Below are 20,615 nucleotides of genomic sequence, written 5' to 3' on the forward strand. Positions count from 1 at the left end.
AGCCACCCGGGGAGCCGTGGGCCGCCGCGGCCGCTCGCGCCCATGCGACACAGCCGCACACCGGTACACGGCCCCCGGGCAGCACCCCTGACGCCGATTCAGGAGTTACCCCATGACCACAGCCGTAGCCGCCCCGTTCCGGTTCTTCTCCCTGCACGTCGTACGGACGCGGCGGCTCGGTCCGTCCATGGTCCGGGTCACCTTCGGCGGGGACGATCTGCGGTACTTCTTCTCCGACGGGCACGACCAGTCCCTGTCGCTGTTCCTGCCGCATCCGGGCCAGAGCGAGCCGCGGGTCCCGCTGGAGCTCGGTGACGGCTGGTGGCAGGGCTGGCGTGAACTCCCGGACGACGTACGGGCCGTGATGCGGTCGTACACGCTGCGCGCGCTGCGCCGGGACCCCGGCGAGATCGACATCGACTTCGTCCTGCACACCCCGGCCGGCCCCGCCTCGCGGTGGGCCGCCCGCGCCGCCGCGGGTGACCGGGTCCTGCTGCTCGGCCCGGCGATCGCCGACAACCGGGCGATCCGGTTCCGGCCACCGGCGGACACCGACCTGCTGGTGATCTGGGGCGACGAGACCGCCGTACCCGCCGTCTCGGCCATCCTCGAATCCCTGCCCGCCGGTACCCGAGCCCGGGTCTGGCTGGAGGTGCGCGACGCCGCGGCCATGCAGGACATGGTGACCGTGGCGGACGCCGAGATCACCTGGCTGGTCCAGGAGGAGACGCGCGCCGAGGGCTCCCCCATGGCCCTCGACGCGATCCGCGCCGCCCGGCTCCCCGCCGCCGAGCACCCGTACGTCTGGATCGCGGGCGAGTCCGGCGGGGTGAAGGCGTTGCGCCGGCACTTCGTCGAGGAGCGCGGCGTCGACCGCCGGCGGGTCACCTTCGTGGGGTACTGGCGCCAGGGGCTGACCGAGGAACAGCTGCGCGAGCAGGGCTGAGCACCCACGAAACCAAGGCACTCGGGCATGCACTGCGACCGAAGTGATCGTAGTCACCCTTGATGCTGCCATCACCCAAGGGAACTTAGGTTAGGCTAACCTAAGTTGATCACAACTCCCCACAGCACTCACGGCCCGTCCCCACCGGAGGACCTCCCCATGCGCTCGCACCTGCTCAACGACACGACCGCGGAGCAGTACCGCCGTTCCGTGACCGAAGGCATCGAGCGGGTGGCGGCCAAACTCGCCACCACCGACCGTCCGTTCACCGGAGTCACGGTCGACGACCTCGCCCCCACCATCGACGCGATCGACCTCGACAAGCCGCTGCTCGACACCGCCGCGGTCCTCGACGAGCTGGAGGACGTCTACCTCCGGGACGCGATCTACTTCCACCACCCTCGCTACCTCGCCCACCTCAACTGCCCGGTCGTCATCCCGGCCGTGCTCGGCGAGGCGATCCTGTCCGCCGTCAACTCCTCGCTGGACACCTGGGACCAGTCGGCCGGCGGCACCCTCATCGAGCGCAGGCTCATCGACTGGACGACGGAGCGCATAGGGCTGGGCGAGAACGCCGACGGCGTCTTCACCTCCGGGGGCACCCAGTCCAACCTCCAGGCCCTGCTCCTGGCCCGCGAGGAGGCGAAGAGCAACTCCTTCGCCGACCTGCGCATCTTCGCCTCCGAGGTCAGCCACTTCAGCGTGAAGAAGTCGGCGAAACTGCTCGGCCTGGACCAGGACGCCGTGGTCTCCATCCCGGTCGACCACGACAAGCGCATGCAGACCGTCGCCCTCGCCCACGAGCTGGAGCGCTGCCGGAAGGACGGCCTCGTCCCCATGGCGGTCGTCGCCACCGCCGGCACCACGGACTTCGGGTCCATCGACCCGCTGCCCGAGATCGCCGAGCTGTGCGAGCAGTTCGGCGCCTGGATGCACGTGGACGCGGCGTACGGCTGCGGTCTGCTCGCGAGCCTCAAGTACCGGGGCCGCATCGACGGCATCGAGCGCGCCGACTCGGTCACCGTCGACTACCACAAGTCCTTCTTCCAGCCTGTGAGTTCCTCCGCCGTGCTGGTCCGCGACGCCTCGACCCTGCGCCACGCCACCTACCACGCGGAGTACCTCAACCCGCGCCGCATGGTGCACGAGCGCATCCCCAACCAGGTCGACAAGTCCCTGCAGACCACCCGCCGCTTCGACGCCCTCAAACTGTGGGTGACCCTGCGGACCATGGGCGCCGACGGCATCGGGCAGCTCTTCGACGAGGTCTGCGACCTGGCCGTGGAGGGCTGGAAGCTGCTGGCCGCCGACCCGCGCTTCGACGTCGTGGTCGAGCCGACCCTCTCCACCCTGGTCTTCCGCTACATCCCGGCGGCCGTCACCGACCCGGCCGAGATCGACCGCGCCAACCTGTACGCCCGCAAGGCCCTGTTCGCCTCCGGCGACGCGGTGGTCGCGGGCACCAAGGTGGGCGCCCGCCACTACCTGAAGTTCACCCTGCTCAACCCCGAGACGACGACCGACGACATCGCCGCCGTCCTCGACCTGATCGCCGGCCACGCCGAGCAGTACCTGGGAGAGTCCCTTGACCGCGCGTCCTGAAAACCCGACCACCACCCATGACTTCGTGGGGATCGGGCTCGGCCCGTTCAACCTCGGCCTCGCCTGCCTGACCGAGCCGATCGACGAGCTCGACGGCGTCTTCCTGGAGTCGAAGCCCGACTTCGAGTGGCACGCGGGCATGTTCCTGGACGGCGCGCACCTCCAGACGCCGTTCATGTCGGACCTCGTCACCCTGGCCGACCCGACCTCGCCGTACTCCTTCCTGAACTACCTGAAGGAGAAGGGCCGACTGTACTCGTTCTACATCCGCGAGAACTTCTACCCGCTGCGGGTCGAGTACGACGACTACTGCCGCTGGGCCGCGAACCAGCTGAGCAGCATCCGCTTCGGCACGACCGTGACGGAAGTCCGCTACGAGGACGAGCTGTACGTCGTGCACACCGCCGCCGGGGACACCTACCGCGCCCGCCACCTCGTCCTCGGCACGGGCACCCCGCCCCACATACCCGAGGCCTGCCAGGGGCTGGGCGGCGACTTCATCCACAACTCCCGCTATCTGCAGCACAAGGCGGAGCTGCAGAAGAAGGACTCGATCACCCTGGTCGGCTCCGGCCAGTCGGCCGCCGAGATCTACTACGACCTGCTCAGCGAGATCGACGTCCACGGCTACCGGCTGAACTGGGTCACCCGCTCCCCGCGCTTCTTCCCGCTGGAGTACACCAAGCTCACGCTGGAGATGACGTCACCGGAGTACGTCGACTACTTCCGCGAGCTCCCGGAGGCCACCCGCTACCGGCTCACCGCCGAGCAGAAGGGCCTGTTCAAGGGCATCGACGGCGACCTGATCAACGAGATCTTCGACCTGCTCTACCAGAAGAACCTCGGCGGCCCGGTCCCCACCCGGCTGCTCACCAACTCCGCCCTGACCAGCGCGGTGTACGAGAACGGCACGTACACCCTCGGCTTCCGCCAGGAGGAGCAGAACAAGGACTTCGAGCTCAGCTCGCAGGGCCTGATCCTGGCGACCGGCTACAAGTACGCCGAGCCCGAGTTCCTGGCGCCCGTCAAGGACCGCCTGGTCTACGACTCCCGGGGCAACTTCGACGTCGCCCGCAACTACGCCGTCGACGTCACCGGCCGCGGCGTGTTCCTGCAGAACGCCGGCGTGCACACGCACAGCATCACCAGCCCCGACCTGGGCATGGGCCCGTACCGGAACGCGTACATCATCCGCGAGCTGCTCGGCACCGAGTACTACCCCGTCGAGAAGACGATCGCGTTCCAGGAGTTCTCCGTATGACGTTCACGTTCCGCCCCCTCGACCCCCTGCAGGACGCCGAGCTCCTGCACGCCTGGGTGACCCACCCCAAGGCCGCCTTCTGGATGATGCAGGACGCGCGGCTGGAGGACGTCGAGCGCGCCTACATGGAGATCGCGGCCGACGAGCACCACCACGCCCTGCTCGGCCTCGACGAGGACGGCGTTCCCGCCTTCCTGATGGAGAAGTACGACCCCGCCCACCGGGAGCTGGTCGGCCTGTACGAGCCCCAGCCGGGTGACGTCGGCATGCACTTCCTCACCCCCGCGACCGACAAGCCCGTGCACGGGTTCACGAGGTCCGTCATCACCGCCGTGATGGCGCACCTGTTCGAGGACCCCCAGGTGCGGCGCGTGGTCGTGGAGCCCGACGTCTCCAACAAGGCCGTCCACGCCCTGAACGAAGCCGTCGGTTTCGTGCCCGAGCGCGAGATCCAGAAGCCGGAGAAGAAGGCGTTGCTGAGCTTCTGCACCCGCGAGCAGTTCGAGGCCGCCCGAGGAGTAGCCGTATGACCCTGTCCGACGCCGTGGCGCATCTGTCCCCCCACCGCTGGGCGCGGGCCAACCGCCTCCTGATCCGCAAGGCGCTCGCCGAGTTCGCGCACGAGCGCCTGATCACGCCGGAGGCCGGCGGCGACGGCACGTACGTCGTCCGCAGCGACGACGGCCTGACCCGGTACACCTTCAGGGCCGTGATCCGCGCCCTGGACCACTGGCAGGTCGACGCCGACTCGATCACCCGCCACCGTGACGGGTCCGAACTCCCGCTCGCCGCGCTGGACTTCTTCATCGAGCTGCAGAAGTCGCTCGGCCTGAGCGACGAGATCCTGCCGGTCTACCTGGAGGAGATCTCCTCCACCCTCTCCGGCACCTGCTACAAGCTCACCAAGCCGCAGGTACCGGTCGCCGAGCTGGTCAGGTCCGGCTTCCAGGCCATCGAGACCGGCATGACCGAGGGCCACCCCTGCTTCGTGGCCAACAACGGGCGGCTCGGCTTCGGCATCCACGAGTACCTCGCGTACGCCCCCGAGACGGCGAGCCCCGTCCGCCTGGTCTGGCTCGCGGCCCACCGCTCGCGTGCCGCGTTCACGGCCGGTGTCGGCATCGAGTACGAGACCTTCGTACGGCAGGAGCTGGGCGAGGAGACCGTCGAGCGCTTCCACGGCGTGCTGCGCGAGCAGGACCTCGACCCCGCCGACTACTTCCTCATCCCCGTCCACCCGTGGCAGTGGTGGAACAAGCTCGCCGTCACCTTCGCCGCCGAGGTCGCCCGCCGCCACCTCGTCGTCCTGGGCGAGGGCGACGACGAGTACCTGGCCCAGCAGTCCATCCGCACGTTCTTCAACCGCACCAGCCCCGAGAAGCACTACGTGAAGACGGCCCTGTCCGTCATCAACATGGGCTTCATGCGCGGGCTGTCGGCCGCCTACATGGAGGCCACTCCCGCGATCAACGACTGGCTGGCCCAGCTCATCGAGAACGACCCGGTACTGAGGTCCACCGGTCTGTCGATCATCCGCGAACGCGCGGCCGTGGGCTACCGGCACCTGGAGTACGAGGCGGCGACGGACCGCTACTCGCCGTACCGCAAGATGCTGGCCGCGCTGTGGCGCGAGAGCCCGGTGCCGCAGCTGAAGGAGGGCGAGTCGCTGGCCACGATGGCCTCCCTCGTCCACGTCGACCACGAGGGCGCCTCCTTCGCGGGCGCGCTGATCGAGCAGTCGGGGCTGGCGCCGACGGAGTGGATGCGCCGGTACCTGAAGGCGTACTTCACTCCCCTCCTGCACAGCTTCTACGCCTACGACCTGGTCTTCATGCCGCACGGCGAGAACGTGATCCTCGTCCTGAAGGACGGCGCCGTCGAGCGTGCGATCTACAAGGACATCGCCGAGGAGATCGCCGTCATGGACCCGGAGGCGGTACTGCCGCCGACGGTCGAGCGGCTGCGCGTGGACGTGCCCGAGGACACGAAGCTGCTGTCCGTCTTCACGGACGTCTTCGACTGCTTCTTCCGCTTCCTCGCCGCGAACCTCGCCGCCGAGGGAGTCCTGGAGGAGGACGACTTCTGGCGCACGGTCGCCGAGGTCACCCGGGACTACCAGCGCTCGGTGCCCGAACTGGCCGACAAGTTCACGCAGTACGACATGTTCGCCCCCGAGTTCGCGCTGTCCTGCCTCAACCGCCTCCAGCTGCGCAACAACCAGCAGATGGTCGACCTGTCGGACCCGGCCGGCGCCCTGCAGCTGGTCGGCACCCTGAAGAACCCCATCGCGGGGCTGTAGTCCACGGCCCCCTCGGACGGACGGGCACCCCGGAGTACGGTCCTTCGGGGTGCCCGTCGGCATGTCAGCCCCGCGAGGCGGGCCAGGGGACCTGCGGCGACCGGTAGTACCCGATCCCCAGTGCCTCCCACCGCGGCCCCTGCGCGGCGAGCCGCAGCCGGTAGCCGTCCCAGTCATGCGTGGAAGCCGGCGACCAGCCCAGCTCGGCCACGCCCGCCAGTCTCGGGAAGGCCATGTACTCGATGTCCGCGGACTTCGTGATCGTCTCCGTCCACAGCGGTGCCTCCACACCCCTGATGGCCGAAGCGGGCACCCCCGGCAGGTAGTCGCCCGGATCCCAGTCGTAGGACCGCCGCACCTCCACCAGGCCCGCCCAGTCCAGGCCCAGCGGAGTGTCGGCGGTGTACTTCATGTCCAGGTAGATCCGGTCGGCGGGCGAGAGAACGACCCCCGTCCCGTTCCGTGCGGCCTTCGCCACCTGCGCCTTCTCCTCGGCACTCGTACCGTCGAGCCCCCAGTACTGGGCGAGCGCCCCCTTCGCCGGAGTCGCGCCGGTCAGCTGGTGCCAGCCGACCACCGTCTTTCCGTACTCGGCGACGATGGGCTGCACCCGCTCCATGAACGCCACATAGTCCTGGTGGCTGGTGGAGTGCGCCTCGTCCCCGCCGATGTGCAGGTACCGGCCCGGCGTGAGCGCGGCGAGCTCCCGGATCACGTCGTCCACGAAGTCGTACGTGATGTCCTTGCCGACGCACAGCGAGCTGAAGCCGACCTCGGTGCCGGTGTACAGCGGGGGCGCCACGCCGTCGCAGTTCAGCTCGGCGTAGGAGGCCAGCGCCGCGTTCGTGTGGCCGGGCATGTCGATCTCGGGGACGACCTCCAGGTAGCGGGAGGACGCGTACCGGACGATCTCCTTGTAGTCGGCCTTGCTGTAGTGGCCGCCGGGGCCGCCGCCGACCTGCGTCGAGCCGCCGTAGGTCGCCAGGCGCGGCCAGGAGTCCACGGCGATGCGCCAGCCCTGGTCGTCGCTGAGGTGCAGATGCAGTTTGTTGATCTTGTAGAGGGCGAGTTGGTCGATGTAGCGCTTGACCTGGTCGACGGTGAAGAAGTGCCGGGACACGTCGAGCATCGCGCCGCGCCAGCCGTAGCGCGGGGTGTCCTTGATCGTGCCGCCCGCGACCAGCCAGGGGCCGGGCTGCACGGAGTCCTTCTCGACGGCCGCCGGGAGCAGCTGGCGCAGCGTCTGCACACCGTGGAAGAGGCCGGCGGGCTTCGCCGCGGTGATGGTGACGCCCTTGCGGCCGCTGTCGAGGCGGTAGCCCTCGTTCCCGAACGCGCCCTCGGCCAGGCGCAGCCGGATGCCGCCGCCGGCGCGGGTGGTGACCGGGAGGCGGTAGCCGGTGGAGGGGCGCAGGACGGTCGCGAGGTACTCGCCGATCCGGCGTGCCTCACGGGAGTCGTCGACGCGGATGTGCGTGGCGGGGGTGATGCGGTACGGGGCGCCACCGGGGGCGACCGACGCGGGCGCGGGGACCACGCGGTCGAGCGGGGCGGAGGATGCCGGTGGTGCGGGAGCCGCGCCTGTCACGCAGACGCCCATCGCGACCAGCAGCAGGGAACCGAGAAGGCGGAGCGTTCTGTGGTGCTGTCTCACACGGCCAGCTCTCACAAGCGTGTCCCTTCCATGAGCCGTCGAGTTCCATGAGCCGTTGAGCCCCAAAAGGTCTGGACCACTCTCTCGTGAGACTGGTGGAACAATCCACCCCATGGCGGAAATCATCCAGAAGGACGGCACATGGGTCTTCGACGGCGACGCCCTGCGCCTGATCCCCGGACGGGACAAGTCCGTCAGTCTGTTCCGCAGGACGCTGGGTGAACTGGTCGTGCCTCTGGGGGCGTTGGCGGGGGTCTCCTTCGAGCAGGGCAAGAAGGCCGGGCGCCTCAGGCTGCGCCTGCGCGACGGCGCCGACCCGCTGCTGCACGCCACCGGCGGCCGGCTCACCGAGCCCCACGACCCGTACCAGCTGATCGTCGAGTCCGACCGGTACGGCGTCGCGGAGTACGTCGTGGACGAGGTGCGAGGCGCCCTGCTGCTCGACCGGGTCCCCGCCGATCCGGTCGAGGAATTCCTGCTGCCGGGCCCCTCGGTGCCGCTGTCGGTCTCCGCCGGGGACGGCACCGCGAGCTTCGACGGCGAGCAGGTCCGGCTGGAGTGGAACTGGAAGACGGAGGACGCCAAGGCCGCCGCCGGCACCCGCTCCCTCCCCCTGTCCGACATCGCGGCCGTGGAGTGGCAGCCGGCGGTGGGCCTGGAGAACGGTTGCCTCCGCTTCACCGTGCGCAACGCGCCCACCAAGGCGCCGCCCAAGTACGACCACAACTCCGTGGAGCTGTGGGGCTTCAAGAAGGACCCGCTGATGGCCCTGGTCGCGGCGGCGGTCCAGGCCCGCCTCCCGCACCCGGCCCGAGCCACCGCCGCGGCCGCGGCCGCACAGGACGCGCCACCGGCGCTGCCGGCCCCGGCCGCGCCCGCCGAGGACGACCACGACGCCCTCCTGCGCCGTCTGCGCGAGCTCGGCGAACTGCACCGCACGGGCGTGCTGACGGACGAGGAGTTCAGCCTGGCCAAGCAGGCCGTCCTCAAGCGGATGTAGTACACCGGCCCGCCTGGGGTCGGCGTCCGGCCCGTTGCCGCGGAGCGCGAAGCGGGCCTCCCCACCCCTAGACTTTCCGCAGGCCACTGCCCGAAATCGGGCAGGTTTCTTGCGAAACCGGCTCCGGTACCCCAGGATCTACCGGGTGCACGAGGAACTTGTCGATCACCTGACGCGGTCCACGCCCCTGAACAGGGGCGAGGCGCTGCGGGTGATCCAGGACGTGCTCGCCTACTTCGACGAGACGACCGAGGACTACGTCCGTCGCCGCCACCGCGAGCTCCAGGCTCAGGGTCTGGTCAACGCGACGATCTTCGAGCGGATCGAGGCGGATCTCAAGTATCGCGCGGTGGCACCGCCGGACCTTTCGCTCCGGCAGCTGCGGCGCATCGTCTACGGCTAGGAATACGTATATATATGTGCGGAATCGTCGGATACATCGGGAAGCGTGACGTGGCTCCCCTGCTGCTGGAGGGCCTGCAGCGCCTGGAGTACCGCGGCTACGACTCGGCGGGCATCGCCGTCACCTCCCCGAAGGCGGCCGGCCTGAAGACGGTCAAGGCCAAGGGCCGCGTCCGTGACCTGGAGGCCAAGGTCCCGGCGCGCTTCAAGGGCACGACGGGCATCGCCCACACCCGCTGGGCCACCCACGGCGCCCCCTCCGACGTGAACGCCCACCCGCACCTGGACGCCGAGGGCAAGGTCGCCGTCGTCCACAACGGCATCATCGACAACGCCTCCGACCTGCGCCGCAAGCTGGAGGCGGACGGCGTCGAGTTCCTCTCGGAGACCGACACCGAGGTCCTCGTCCACCTCATCGCCCGCTCGCAGGCGGAGAAGCTGGAGGACAAGGTCCGCGAGACCCTCCGGCTCATCGAGGGCACGTACGGCATCGCCGTGCTGCACGCCGACTTCCCGGACCGTATCGTCGTCGCCCGCAACGGCTCCCCGGTCGTCCTCGGCATCGGCGAGAAGGAGATGTTCGTCGCCTCGGACATCGCCGCGCTGGTCGCCCACACCCGGCAGATAGTGACCCTCGACGACGGCGAGATGGCGACCCTCAAGGCCGACGACTTCCGCACCTACACGACGGAGGGCACCCGCACCACGGCCGAGCCCACCACCGTCGAGTGGGAGGCCGCCTCCTACGACATGGGCGGCCACGACACCTACATGCACAAGGAGATCCACGAGCAGGCCGACGCCGTGGACCGCGTGCTGCGCGGCCGCATCGACGACCGCTTCTCCACCGTGCACCTCGGCGGCCTCAACCTGGACGCCCGCGAGGCCCGCCGGATCCGCCGGGTGAAGATCCTCGGCTGCGGCACCTCGTACCACGCGGGCATGATCGGCGCCCAGATGATCGAGGAGCTGGCCCGCATCCCCGCGGACGCCGAGCCCGCCTCCGAGTTCCGCTACCGCAACGCGGTCGTGGACCCCGACACGCTCTACATCGCCGTCTCCCAGTCCGGTGAGACGTACGACGTGCTGGCGGCCGTCCAGGAGCTGAAGCGCAAGGGCGCCCGGGTCCTGGGCATCGTGAACGTCGTGGGTTCGGCGATCGCCCGCGAGGCCGACGGCGGGATCTACGTCCACGCGGGCCCCGAGGTCTGCGTCGTCTCGACGAAGTGCTTCACCAACACCACGGTCGCCTTCGCCCTCCTCGCGCTGCACCTGGGCCGCACCCGCGACCTCTCCGTCCGCGACGGCAAGCGGATCATCGAGGGCCTGCGCAAGCTGCCCGCCCAGATCGCCGAGGTCATGGAGCAGGAGGCGGAGATCGAGAAGCTGGCCAAGCAGTACGCCGACGCCCGCTCGATGCTCTTCATCGGCCGCGTGCGGGGCTACCCGGTCGCCCGCGAGGCCTCCCTGAAGCTCAAGGAGGTCTCCTACATCCACGCCGAGGCCTACCCGGCCTCCGAGCTCAAGCACGGCCCGCTGGCCCTGATCGAGCCCGCCCTCCCGACGGTCGCGATCGTCCCCGACGACGACCTGCTGGAGAAGAACCGCGCCGCCATGGAGGAGATCAAGGCCCGCAGCGGCAAGATCCTCGCGGTCGCCCACCAGCACCAGGAGAAGGCCGACCAGACGATCGTGGTCCCGAAGAACGAGGACGAGCTGGACCCGATCCTGATGGGCATCCCGCTGCAACTCCTCGCCTACCACACGGCCTTGGCCCTGGGCCGGGACATCGACAAGCCCCGGAACCTCGCCAAGTCGGTGACGGTCGAATAGCCGACCCCTAGGGGCGCCGCGGGGAACTGCGCGAGAAACCACGACGCACCCGCACAGGCCGACGAAACAAGACGGACCCCCCGTGATGCCACCCATCACGGGGGGTCCGTTTCGATGGCCGGGGAGCCGCCCAACTCCCCGGCCTGCGCGGCTAACCGGTGGCCGTCACCCCCCGGCCCGCAGCGCGTCGTGGCAGGGCCGTCGGCCAGTGGGCCAGGGCCGCGGTCGCCGCGTACCAGGCCACCGCCCCCGCGGCGACGGCGAACCAGCCGCCCGCCCGGGCGAGTACGTCGCCGTCGGCGAAGCGGGCGACCGCCATGAGAAGCAGGGACACGGAGAACAGCCCGTACGCGCCCTGCCCGAGCTGGTCGCCACCGGCGAGCGTGAGGGACAGCGCCACAAGGGCGAACAGCAGCAGGAAGAGCCCCGCCGCGTTGTCGGAGACCGCCGCGTCGGCCGAGACGGCCCAGGTGAACCAGAGGGCGCCGAGCGCCACGAACGCGGTCCCGTTCGCGGCGTCACGGTCGCGCAGGGCCATCAGGCCGGTGGCGAAGAGGGCGATACCGCCCACGTACTGGGCGATTGATACGGCGTCAGCAGCCGACACACCGTCGATCACACCGGTGTACCCCAGCCCGAAGGCCAACAGGGTGATACCCAGGGCGAGTCGGCCGACCACGGTGGTGGTTGCGCTTCCCGCGGAGACGTCGTTGTCCACGGCGGGCTCCCTTCGTGCATGTGCAGTTGTGCGGTGAGCGATATATGCCCTTCACAAAGGCACAAACACCTCTACGCGGCAGTAGGTTCACACATCGAGAAAGGGAGCCGCACTCTTCCCGGGCGTCATCCCGCCTGGGCCGACAAGGAGTTACGGGATCACGACGACGGGCCGCTTCGCCCGCTTCGCGAGCCGCCCGGCGACGGAGCCGAAGATCCGCCCGACGAGACCGTGCGTGGAACCGACGACGATCGCGTCCGCCTCGTACTCCCGCCCGACCTCCTCCAGCTCGTGGCAGATGTCGCCGCCGCGCTCGACGAGGATCCAGGGCACCTCGGCGAGATAGTCGGCACAGGCGAGTTCGAGGCCCAGCACCTCGGTGCGGTGGTCCGGAACGTCGACGAAGACCGGTGGCTCGCAGCCCGCCCACACCGTGGTGGGCAGCCGGTTGGCCACGTGGACGATGATCAGGCCCGACCCGGAGCGATGGGCCATGCCGATGGCGTACGCGAGGGCGCGCTCACTGGAGGTGGAGCCGTCGAAGCCGACGACGACGCCGTGCTTGAAAGCCGGATCGCAGGCGTGGCGTGGCTCATCCGCCGCCAGGGGATCGGCCGCCGTGGGATCGGCGACCGGCCGCTTGCGGTCCGCGGGTTCGAAGAATTCGTGACCGGCCATGGCTGTCTCGGCGTATTGATCCTTTATGGGTGGGCCCGCGAGCGGAGCTCGCTGACGGATCCAGCAGTGTGCGGCGGAGCTGTGTCCGGGAACGGTCTTCCCAACCCCATACCCCAAGGGTACGGCGGCACGCCTCCTTAACCCAGGTCCCCGCTCACGGTCGGTGCGGGTTCCAGGGAGCATGCACGAGGGGACGCCCGTAACGCAATGGTTGCTGCGGTGTACAGGCGGTTTGCACAGGATTCACTCGCCGGTACGGTCATGACCGCCACCGGGACGGCCCCGCACCAGTGACCGACCGCTCGAACCGGCGTTGATCACCGTGTCCACCGCCCAGGGAGCCCAGGAGCACGCATCGATGACCGGACCCCGCACCCCCTCCGAGGACAGCGCCACCGTGGTCCGGTGGGCGGTCTTCAGCTGCGTCCTGGTCCCGGTGGTCCTCCTCTGGTACGGCACTTCCCTGGCCGGCGCCGCGGGCACCGCCCTCGGTCTCGCGGCCGTGACGGCCGTCTGCCGCGTACTGCTGCGCGAGTCGGAACGCGGTGCGGCGCGCATGAAGGACGAGGATCGGGTCACCCAGTCGACGTCCCGTCGCGGTCGCCATCACAGGACCGGAACCGGGGCTCACAGAGGCGGACGTCACACTGGGGGAAATACACCGGTCGGCTGACCGGTTTCGGTGCACGGGAACGCTGCTTTTCAGCCAACTTCCAGCAGGCCCTCATCACCCCCTCACCACACCCCCCAACCCCCGTTCCACCTGCACGGAAAGGGTCTCCGGGGCCCTGCGCACCCTACGTGGATTGGCCACCGCCACGAGGCGCACTTCCCTGCACGGCTCGGGAGTGCAACGCTTCGTGATCGAATGCTTCACGCCAAGTTGCCAAGTCGACAATGCGCCGGGTGCCGAACCGGCCATTGCGGCGTGACACGACCCAGTAGATTCGATCTTGACTGTTACGGCGGGGGACTCGTGCAGGACCAAGGGGAAACGTGCAGGAGCGACACGACCGAGGAGCCGCGACCACCGAGGGGGGCTTAGCAGTATGAGCCACGACTCCACTGCCGCGCCGGAAGCTGCGGCCCGGAAGCTTTCCGGACGACGCCGCAAGGAGATCGTCGCGGTGCTGCTGTTCAGCGGCGGCCCCATCTTCGAGAGTTCCATACCGTTGTCGGTGTTCGGGATCGACCGCCAGGACGCCGGCGTGCCGCGCTACCGCTTGTTGGTGTGCGGCGGCGAGGAAGGCCCACTGCGGACCACAGGGGGCCTGGAACTCACCGCGCCACATGGCCTGGAGGCGATATCGCGGGCGGGCACGGTCGTCGTGCCGGCCTGGCGTTCGATCACCTCACCGCCACCGGAGGAGGCGCTCGACGCGCTGCGCCGCGCGCACGAGGAAGGCGCCCGCATCGTCGGGCTGTGCACCGGCGCCTTCGTGCTGGCCGCGGCCGGCCTGCTGGACGGCCGTCCCGCGACGACGCACTGGATGTACGCACCGACACTGGCCAAGCGCTACCCGTCGGTGCATGTGGATCCGAGGGAGCTCTTCGTCGACGACGGAGACGTCCTGACATCGGCGGGTACGGCGGCCGGAATCGATCTCTGTCTCCACATCGTGCGGACGGACCACGGCAACGAGGCGGCCGGGGCCCTGGCCCGCCGCCTGGTGGTCCCGCCGCGTCGTTCCGGCGGTCAGGAGCGCTACCTCGACAGGTCTTTACCGGAGGAGATCGGCGCCGACCCGCTGGCCGAGGTCGTCGCCTGGGCGCTGGAGCACCTCCACGAGCAGTTCGACGTGGAGACGCTGGCGGCACGCGCGTACATGAGCCGCCGGACGTTCGACCGCCGCTTCCGTTCGCTGACGGGCAGCGCGCCGCTGCAGTGGCTGATCACCCAGCGGGTGCTGCAGGCGCAGCGGCTGCTGGAGACGTCGGACTACTCGGTGGACGAGGTCGCGGGCCGTTGCGGCTTCCGCTCACCGGTGGCTCTGCGCGGTCACTTCCGCCGCCAACTGGGCTCGTCGCCCGCCGCCTACCGCGCGGCGTACCGGGCGCGGCGCCCCCAGGGCGACAGGCAGACGGACGCCGAGCCCGCGCTGGGCCACGCCCCGGCACCCTCGGGCCCGCCGCCGTCCCCGTACTCCGAGGGCGGTCCGGTCCCGATGCAGACCCGCCGCACACCGGCGCCGAGCACCATCGGGACCTCGGCGTCGCTGTCGGTCCCGTCGGACAACGGCCGCGAGGCGTACGCGGGCCGCGCGAGCCTGCCGGGGCAGCGCAGCGGTTCGTGAGGCGGACCCTCGAACGCCGGGTGGGCCGAGTGCGCTCGACCACCCGGCGTTTCGCCGGGCGCGACGCCGGGCAGCTCGCACACGGAGGTCGGCCGTAGGGTGGTCGCATGAACGATCGCATGGTGTGGATCGACTGCGAGATGACCGGCCTCTCGCTGTCCGACGACGCGCTCATCGAGGTTGCCGCCCTCGTCACCGACTCCGAGCTGAACGTCCTCGGCGAGGGCGTGGACATCGTCATCCGCCCGCCCGACTCGGCGCTGGAGACGATGCCGGAGGTGGTGCGTCAGATGCACACCGCGTCCGGCCTGCTCGCCGAGCTGCCCGGCGGCACGACGCTGGCCGACGCCGAGGAGCAGGTCCTGGCGTACGTACGCGAGCACGTGAAGGAACCCGGCAAGGCCCCGCTGTGCGGCAACTCCGTCGGCACCGACCGCGGCTTCCTGCTGCGCGACATGCCGACGCTGGAGGACTACCTGCACTACCGGATCGTCGACGTCTCCTCGATCAAGGAGCTGGCCCGCCGCTGGTACCCGCGCGCGTACTTCAACAGCCCCGAGAAGAACGGCAACCACCGCGCCCTCGCCGACATCCGCGAGTCCATCGCGGAACTGCGCTACTACCGCGAGGCCGTCTTCGTACCGCAGCCCGGGCCGGACTCGGACACGGCGAAGTCGATCGCCGCGAAGCACGTCCTGCCTGCTCAGTAGGTGCGCAAGGGGCCCGGACAGGGGGCGCCGCGAAAGCCGTGCGCGAGCACCCCTTCGGACCCTGTACACTTTTTCTCGGCCGGTCGGGGACTCCACGGAAGTCAACCGCCGGTCATGGTGGGTGTAGCTCAGCTGGTAGAGCACCTGGTTGTGGTCCAGGATGCCGCGGGTTCGAGTCCCGTCACTCACCCTGCTGGATACGAAGGGCTGACCTGTGAAAACGGGTCAGCCCTTCGTCATGTGGCGGGACTCTCCGGTACGACCCGGGCTGCGGGGGGTGTCCGAACCGTGGCCCCGCACGGCCACGGCCACCGGGGATCACACCGAGATCGTCTGGATGGCCGGTACGGCGTGGCAGGGCCGCGGGTTCCGCGTCCCCGGCCGACCACGTCCGGCGGCAGTCCGTCCGCGGTCGTCGGACGGCTCCGCCCCGGCCGCCTGGCCTCCGCCCGCCGTCGCCGCGGCGGCGCGCCGACCGGTGCACGCCGAATTCCGCCGCGGGTTCCGCGGAGTGGAGCGGCGGGTGGCCGTCAGGACGACGCCCGCGTCACCAACTCCGTGGCCAGCACCACCTGCGGGCGCTCCAGGCCCCGGGAGGCCGCCGGGCGGCGATCGGCGATCTCCGCGAGGAGGAGGTCCAGCATCCGGCGGCCCATGTCCTCGATGGGCTGGCGGACGCTGGTCAGCGGCGGGTCCAGGTGGCGGGCGATGGCCGAGTCGTCGTAGCCGACGAGGGCGACGTCGTCGGGGATGCGGCGGCCCGCCTCGCGCAGCGCCTGCCGGGCGCCCGCCGCCGTCACGTCGGACGCCGCGAAGACCGCGTCCAGGTCGGGGCAGCGCTCCAGGAGCGCCGTCATCGCCCGGGCACCGCCCTCCTCGGTGAAGTCGCCCGCCTCGATCAGCCGCTCGTCCGTCCCGTACCCGGCGTCGCTCATCGCGTCGCGGTAGCCGTCGACGCGGCGCTGGGCGCCGTAGACGTCCAGGCGGCCGGTGATGTGGGCGATGCGGGTCCGGCCGCGGGCCACCAGGTGCTCGACGGCCGAGCGGGCGCCGCCGTAGTTGTCCGAGTCGACCGAGGTCAGGGTCTCCGCGGCGGATCTGGGACCGCTGATCACCGCGGGGATCTCCAACTGGGCCAGCAGGTCCGGCAGGGGGTCGTCGGCGTGGACGGAGACCAGGAGCACTCCGTCGACGCGGTGCGCCGCGAGGTACTGGGCCAGCCGGCGTCGTTCCCGGTCGCTGCCCGCGAAGGTGAGCAGCAGTTGCATCTCGGTGTCGGCCAGTTCGGCGCCGACGCCCTTGAGCATGTCCGAGAAGTAGGGTTCCGCGAAGAACCGGGTCTCCGGTTCGGGGACCACCAGCGCGATCGCGTCCGTGCGGTTCGCCGCCAGGGCACGGGCCGCCGTGTTCGGGACGTAGCCGAGTTCCGCCACCGCCGCCTCCACCGCCGCGCGCGTGGCGTCACTGACCCGTGGCGACCCGTTGATCACCCGGGAGACGGTGCCGCGGCCGACACCCGCGCGGGCCGCCACCTCTTCGAGGGTGGGCCGGCCGCCGCTGCGGCTCCGCGCTCCATGGCTTGCCATTGGGCCCCGCCTTCCGCCGTTGTCATCACGCTGGCCTGGAATTTAACAGCCCCGTACGGGAGAGTGACCGCCGCCGGGTGCCGGCGCCCGAAGACCTCCGCCGCGGCCCGGACGCCTCGCCCCGGTCGCCGGGCGGTCTCGAGCGGGCCCAGTTAACAGGCCGATAACTGAACGCATCTCTCCGCGTCGACTCCCTTGACACCCCCGCTCGGACCGGCGAACCTTCAACACATCACACGTGGGAGCGCTCCCACGGTACCTGACACATACACATCCCGCACGTTCCCCGCCCGAGCCGCAGCGATGCAAGATGACGTTTCAACGGGCCCAACAAAGCCGTTGGCCGGGGGGTCGGCACGTCAGGCAACAGGAGGACGCAATGCGCACGAGTACCCGCGGGTCCCGCAGGCTGACGACCCTCGCGGTCGTCGCCGCGCTGACGACAGGGCTGCTCGCCGGCTGCGCCGAGGACTCGGCCGACCCCTCGGACGAGGGCGGTGACAACGGCGGCGGTGGCAAGACCACCCTCACCATCGGCACCTTCGGCACCTTCGGCTACAAGCAGGCCGGCCTCTACGACGAGTACATGAAGGCCAACCCCGACATCACCATCAAGGAGAACGTCACCACCCGTACCGACGTCTACTGGCCCAAGGTCCTCACGCGTCTGCAGGCCGGCGCCGGTACCGACGACATCCAGGCGATCGAGGTCGGCAACATCACCGAGGCCGTGCAGACGCAGGCCGACAAGTTCGTCGACCTCGGCAAGGAGGTCGACAAGTCCCAGTGGCTGGACTGGAAGAACGCCCAGGCCACCACCCAGGACGGCAAGCAGATCGGGCTCGGCACCGACATCGGCCCGATGGCCATCTGCTACCGCAAGGACCTGTTCGAGAAGGCCGGCCTGGAGACGGACCGCACCAAGCTCGCCGAGCAGTGGAAGGGCGACTGGAACAAGTACGTCGACCTGGGCAAGGAGTACATGAAGAAGGCGCCGAGCGGCACCAAGTTCGTGGACTCCGCCTCCTCGGTCTACAACGCGGTCCTCAACGGCGAGAGCGAGCGGTACTACGACAAGGGCGGCAACGTCGTCTGGGAGAAGTCCGCGGGCGTGAAGAAGTCGTGGGACATCGCCATGAAGGTCGCGACGAGCGACATGTCGGCGAAGCTCAAGCAGTTCGACAAGCCGTGGGACCAGGGTTACGCGAACGGCACCTTCGCCACGGTGGCCTGCCCGGCCTGGATGATCGGCTACATCCTGGAGAAGTCCGGTGACGCGGGCAAGGGCAAGTGGGACGTGGCCGTCGCACCCACCTCGGGCAACTGGGGCGGTTCGTTCCTCGGGGTGCCGACGGCGAGCAAGCACCAGAAGGAGGCCGTCGCCCTGGCGAAGTGGCTGACCGCGCCGGAGCAGCAGGCGAAGGTGTTCGCCAAGCAGGCCAGCTTCCCGTCGACCCCGTCGGCGTACGGGAACCTGAAGCCGGCCGCCGCCACCACCGAGTACTTCTCGAACGCGCCGATCACGGAGATCTTCTCCGCCTCGGCCGAGGCGATCCCGACCACGTACCACGGCCCGAAGGACCAGCCGATCGGCACCGCGATCACCGACATCGGCATCCTCCAGGTCGAGCAGAAGGGCAAGAGCGCCGACGAAGGCTGGGACGCGGCGTCCGAGGAGATCAAGGACGTGCTCGGCCAGTGACCAGCCCCAAGCAGGCCCTCACGCATCCCGCGTCGAGCGCCGACGCCGCGCCCGGTGACCAGCCGGGCGCGGCCGGCCGCGCGCACGGTCGCGGTACGCCGCCTCCGCCGGGTTCGGGTTCCCGGCGGAGCCGGCTGTACCGCTGGGACATGAAGGCGTCGCCGTACGCGTTCATCTCCCCCTTCTTCATCGTGTTCGGGGCGTTCGCGCTCGTCCCGCTGCTGTACACGGCCTGGTACTCGCTGCACGACGTGCAGCTGTCCAACCTGGACGGCCAGACCTGGGCGGGGCTGAAGAACTACGAGAACCTGCTGTCCTCGGACTTCTTCTGGAACTCGCTGTGGGTCACCTTCACCATCGGCGTGATCTCCACGGTGCCGCAGCTGCTGATGGCGATCGGCCTGGCGCACCTGCTCAACTACAAGCTGCGCGGCTCGACCGTGTGGCGGGTCGTGATGCTCACCCCGTACGCCACGTCGGTCGCGGCGGCGACGCTGGTGTTCGTGCTGCTGTACTCCTGGGACGGCGGCATGATCAACTGGATGCTCGACTTCGTCGGGATCGATCCGGTCAACTGGCGTGAGTCCGACTGGGGTTCGAAGTTCGCCGTGTCGACCATCGTGATCTGGCGGTGGACGGGCTACAACGCGCTGATCTATCTCGCCGCCATGCAGGCGATCCCGTCCGATCTGTACGAGTCGGCGGCGCTGGACGGCGCCAACCGCTGGCAGCAGTTCATCCATGTGACGATTCCGCAGCTGCGGCCGACGATCCTGTTCACGGTGGTCGTCTCGACCATCGGCGCGACCCAGCTCTTCGGTGAGCCCCTGCTGTTCGGCGGGGTCAGCGGCTCGAAGGGCGGCTCGGACCACCAGTACCAGACGCTCGGCCTGTACATGTACGACCAGGGCTGGATCATCGGCAACCTCGGCAAGGCGTCCGCCATCGCCTGGTCGATGTTCCTGATCCTGCTGATCGTCGCCGCGATCAACCTGCTGATCTCACGACGGCTGAGGAAGTCCCTATGACAGCGACCGATCTGACTCCCTCCCAGGCCGCGAAGAAGACCACCTCCGGGCGGGGACGGCCGCGGGTGATACGCGCGGGCAAGCAGCTGCACGCGGGCCCCCTCACCTACATCGTGCTGACCCTGTTCGCGCTGGTCTCGCTGGCCCCGCTGGTGTGGACGGCGATCGCCGCCTCGCGCACCAACACCCGGCTGGCGCAGACTCCGCCGCCGCTGTGGTTCGGCGGGAACCTGTTCAAGAACATGGAGACCGCGTGGGAGGAGGCCGGGCTCGGCACCGCGATGGTCAACACGACGGTCGTCGCGGGCACGATCACGGTGGCCACGGTGCTGTTCTCCACGCTCGCCGGCTTCGCCTTCGCCAAACTGCGGTTCAGGTTCTCCAACGTCCTGCTGCTGCTGACCATCGGCACGATGATGATCCCGCCTCAGCTGGCCGTCGTGCCGCTGTACCTGTGGATGGCGGACCTCGGCTGGTCCAACCAGTTGCAGACGGTCGTCCTGCCCACGCTCGTGACCGCCTTCGGTGTGTTCTTCATGCGGCAGTACCTGGTGCAGGCGCTGCCGACGGAGCTGATAGAAGCGGCGCGTGTGGACGGCGCGAGCAGTCTGCGGATCGTCTGGCACGTGGTGTTCCCGGCCGCCCGGCCCGCGATGGCCGTCCTCGGCCTGCTGACCTTCGTGTTCGCCTGGAACGACTTCCTGTGGCCGATCATCGCCCTGAACCAGGAGAATCCGACCGTTCAGGTCGCGCTCAACTCGCTGGGCACCGGCTACGTCCCCGACCAGTCGGTCATCATGGCGGGCGCCCTGCTCGGCACACTGCCGCTGCTGATCGCCTTCCTGCTGTTCGGCAAGCAGATCGTGGGCGGCATCATGCAGGGCGCGATCAAGGGTTGACGC

At 69.7% G+C, this 20,615-nt stretch carries 18 protein-coding genes and 1 tRNA gene; 15 read left to right on the top strand and 4 right to left on the bottom strand.

Translation table 11 applies throughout. From position 1 onward, the window contains the following. The first annotated feature begins 112 nt into the window (after positions 1–112). From ACWCPI_RS15425 to ACWCPI_RS15445, 5 genes are all read left to right on the top strand, one after another. On the top strand, positions 113–946 hold the full coding sequence (locus tag ACWCPI_RS15425; protein WP_451038597.1) for a siderophore-interacting protein: 834 nt from the start codon (positions 113–115) through the stop codon (positions 944–946). A 159-nt stretch (positions 947–1,105) separates the two neighbouring features. After that, a complete protein-coding gene (desA, locus tag ACWCPI_RS15430; RefSeq protein ID WP_451038598.1) occupies positions 1,106–2,548 on the top strand; it encodes a lysine decarboxylase DesA in 1,443 nt (480 codons plus the stop codon). After that, a complete protein-coding gene (locus ACWCPI_RS15435; RefSeq protein ID WP_451038599.1) occupies positions 2,532–3,809 on the top strand; it encodes a lysine N(6)-hydroxylase/L-ornithine N(5)-oxygenase family protein in 1,278 nt (425 codons plus the stop codon). Before desA ends, ACWCPI_RS15435 begins: the two co-directional genes overlap by 17 nt. Continuing rightward, entirely contained in the window at positions 3,806–4,339 is a 534-nt protein-coding gene (locus ACWCPI_RS15440; RefSeq protein WP_388799940.1) for a GNAT family N-acetyltransferase, read from the top strand. The genes ACWCPI_RS15435 and ACWCPI_RS15440 overlap by 4 nt, the downstream gene beginning before the upstream one ends. After that, positions 4,336–6,108 carry an IucA/IucC family protein gene (locus tag ACWCPI_RS15445; RefSeq protein ID WP_451038600.1) on the top strand — a complete coding sequence of 591 codons (1,773 nt, stop codon included), beginning with the start codon at positions 4,336–4,338 and terminating at the stop codon, positions 6,106–6,108. Before ACWCPI_RS15440 ends, ACWCPI_RS15445 begins: the two co-directional genes overlap by 4 nt. A gap of 64 nt (positions 6,109–6,172) precedes the next feature. On the opposite strand, the gene ACWCPI_RS15450 is transcribed toward ACWCPI_RS15445, so the two are convergent. Then, entirely contained in the window at positions 6,173–7,762 is a 1,590-nt protein-coding gene (locus tag ACWCPI_RS15450) for a beta-N-acetylhexosaminidase (RefSeq protein WP_451038601.1), read from the bottom strand. Positions 7,763–7,874: 112 nt separating this feature from the next. Between ACWCPI_RS15450 and ACWCPI_RS15455 the strand changes: the two genes are divergently transcribed. The 3 genes from ACWCPI_RS15455 to glmS all read left to right on the top strand — a co-directional run bounded on the left by ACWCPI_RS15455 (position 7,875) and on the right by glmS (position 10,997). Continuing rightward, positions 7,875–8,762 carry a DUF4429 domain-containing protein gene (locus ACWCPI_RS15455; protein WP_451038602.1) on the top strand — a complete coding sequence of 296 codons (888 nt, stop codon included), beginning with the start codon at positions 7,875–7,877 and terminating at the stop codon, positions 8,760–8,762. Between the two features lie 145 nt (positions 8,763–8,907). Further along, a complete protein-coding gene (locus ACWCPI_RS15460; RefSeq protein WP_451038603.1) occupies positions 8,908–9,165 on the top strand; it encodes a hypothetical protein in 258 nt (85 codons plus the stop codon). Between the two features lie 14 nt (positions 9,166–9,179). After that, complete coding sequence (glmS, locus tag ACWCPI_RS15465; protein WP_451038604.1) at positions 9,180–10,997, top strand: glutamine--fructose-6-phosphate transaminase (isomerizing); 1,818 nt, start codon at positions 9,180–9,182, stop codon at positions 10,995–10,997. A gap of 151 nt (positions 10,998–11,148) precedes the next feature. Here the strand turns inward: glmS and ACWCPI_RS15470 are convergent, their stop codons facing one another. Continuing rightward, on the bottom strand, positions 11,149–11,715 hold the full coding sequence (locus tag ACWCPI_RS15470; protein ID WP_451038605.1) for a GPR1/FUN34/YaaH family transporter: 567 nt from the start codon (positions 11,713–11,715) through the stop codon (positions 11,149–11,151). A 150-nt stretch (positions 11,716–11,865) separates the two neighbouring features. Further along, positions 11,866–12,393 carry a universal stress protein gene (locus ACWCPI_RS15475; RefSeq protein WP_388799960.1) on the bottom strand — a complete coding sequence of 176 codons (528 nt, stop codon included), beginning with the start codon at positions 12,391–12,393 and terminating at the stop codon, positions 11,866–11,868. Between the two features lie 358 nt (positions 12,394–12,751). Here ACWCPI_RS15475 and ACWCPI_RS15480 point away from each other — a divergent pair, with 358 nt between their 5' ends. The 4 genes from ACWCPI_RS15480 to ACWCPI_RS15495 all read left to right on the top strand — a co-directional run bounded on the left by ACWCPI_RS15480 (position 12,752) and on the right by ACWCPI_RS15495 (position 15,587). Next, the gene (locus tag ACWCPI_RS15480) at positions 12,752–13,066 is read left to right on the top strand and encodes a hypothetical protein (protein WP_388799964.1); all 315 of its coding nucleotides are present in this window, start codon (positions 12,752–12,754) and stop codon (positions 13,064–13,066) included. Positions 13,067–13,442: 376 nt separating this feature from the next. Then, on the top strand, positions 13,443–14,687 hold the full coding sequence (locus tag ACWCPI_RS15485) for a helix-turn-helix domain-containing protein (protein WP_451038606.1): 1,245 nt from the start codon (positions 13,443–13,445) through the stop codon (positions 14,685–14,687). 107 nt (positions 14,688–14,794) lie between these two features. Beyond that, a complete protein-coding gene (gene orn, locus ACWCPI_RS15490) occupies positions 14,795–15,397 on the top strand; it encodes an oligoribonuclease (RefSeq protein ID WP_388799970.1) in 603 nt (200 codons plus the stop codon). A 117-nt stretch (positions 15,398–15,514) separates the two neighbouring features. Further along, positions 15,515–15,587, top strand: a tRNA-His gene (locus ACWCPI_RS15495). A gap of 340 nt (positions 15,588–15,927) precedes the next feature. On the opposite strand, the gene ACWCPI_RS15500 is transcribed toward ACWCPI_RS15495, so the two are convergent. Continuing rightward, on the bottom strand, positions 15,928–16,983 hold the full coding sequence (locus tag ACWCPI_RS15500) for a LacI family DNA-binding transcriptional regulator (RefSeq protein ID WP_451038607.1): 1,056 nt from the start codon (positions 16,981–16,983) through the stop codon (positions 15,928–15,930). 379 nt (positions 16,984–17,362) lie between these two features. Between ACWCPI_RS15500 and ACWCPI_RS15505 the strand changes: the two genes are divergently transcribed. From ACWCPI_RS15505 to ACWCPI_RS15515, 3 genes are read left to right on the top strand one after another with little or no spacing between them, the layout of a single operon-like run. Then, the gene (locus ACWCPI_RS15505; protein ID WP_451038608.1) at positions 17,363–18,685 is read left to right on the top strand and encodes an ABC transporter substrate-binding protein; all 1,323 of its coding nucleotides are present in this window, start codon (positions 17,363–17,365) and stop codon (positions 18,683–18,685) included. Beyond that, positions 18,682–19,713 carry a carbohydrate ABC transporter permease gene (locus ACWCPI_RS15510; RefSeq protein ID WP_451038609.1) on the top strand — a complete coding sequence of 344 codons (1,032 nt, stop codon included), beginning with the start codon at positions 18,682–18,684 and terminating at the stop codon, positions 19,711–19,713. Before ACWCPI_RS15505 ends, ACWCPI_RS15510 begins: the two co-directional genes overlap by 4 nt. Continuing rightward, entirely contained in the window at positions 19,710–20,612 is a 903-nt protein-coding gene (locus tag ACWCPI_RS15515) for a carbohydrate ABC transporter permease (protein WP_451038610.1), read from the top strand. The genes ACWCPI_RS15510 and ACWCPI_RS15515 overlap by 4 nt, the downstream gene beginning before the upstream one ends. Positions 20,613–20,615: the final 3 nt, after the last annotated feature.

The sequence above is a fragment of the Streptomyces sp. NPDC001920 genome (genome assembly GCF_053594495.1).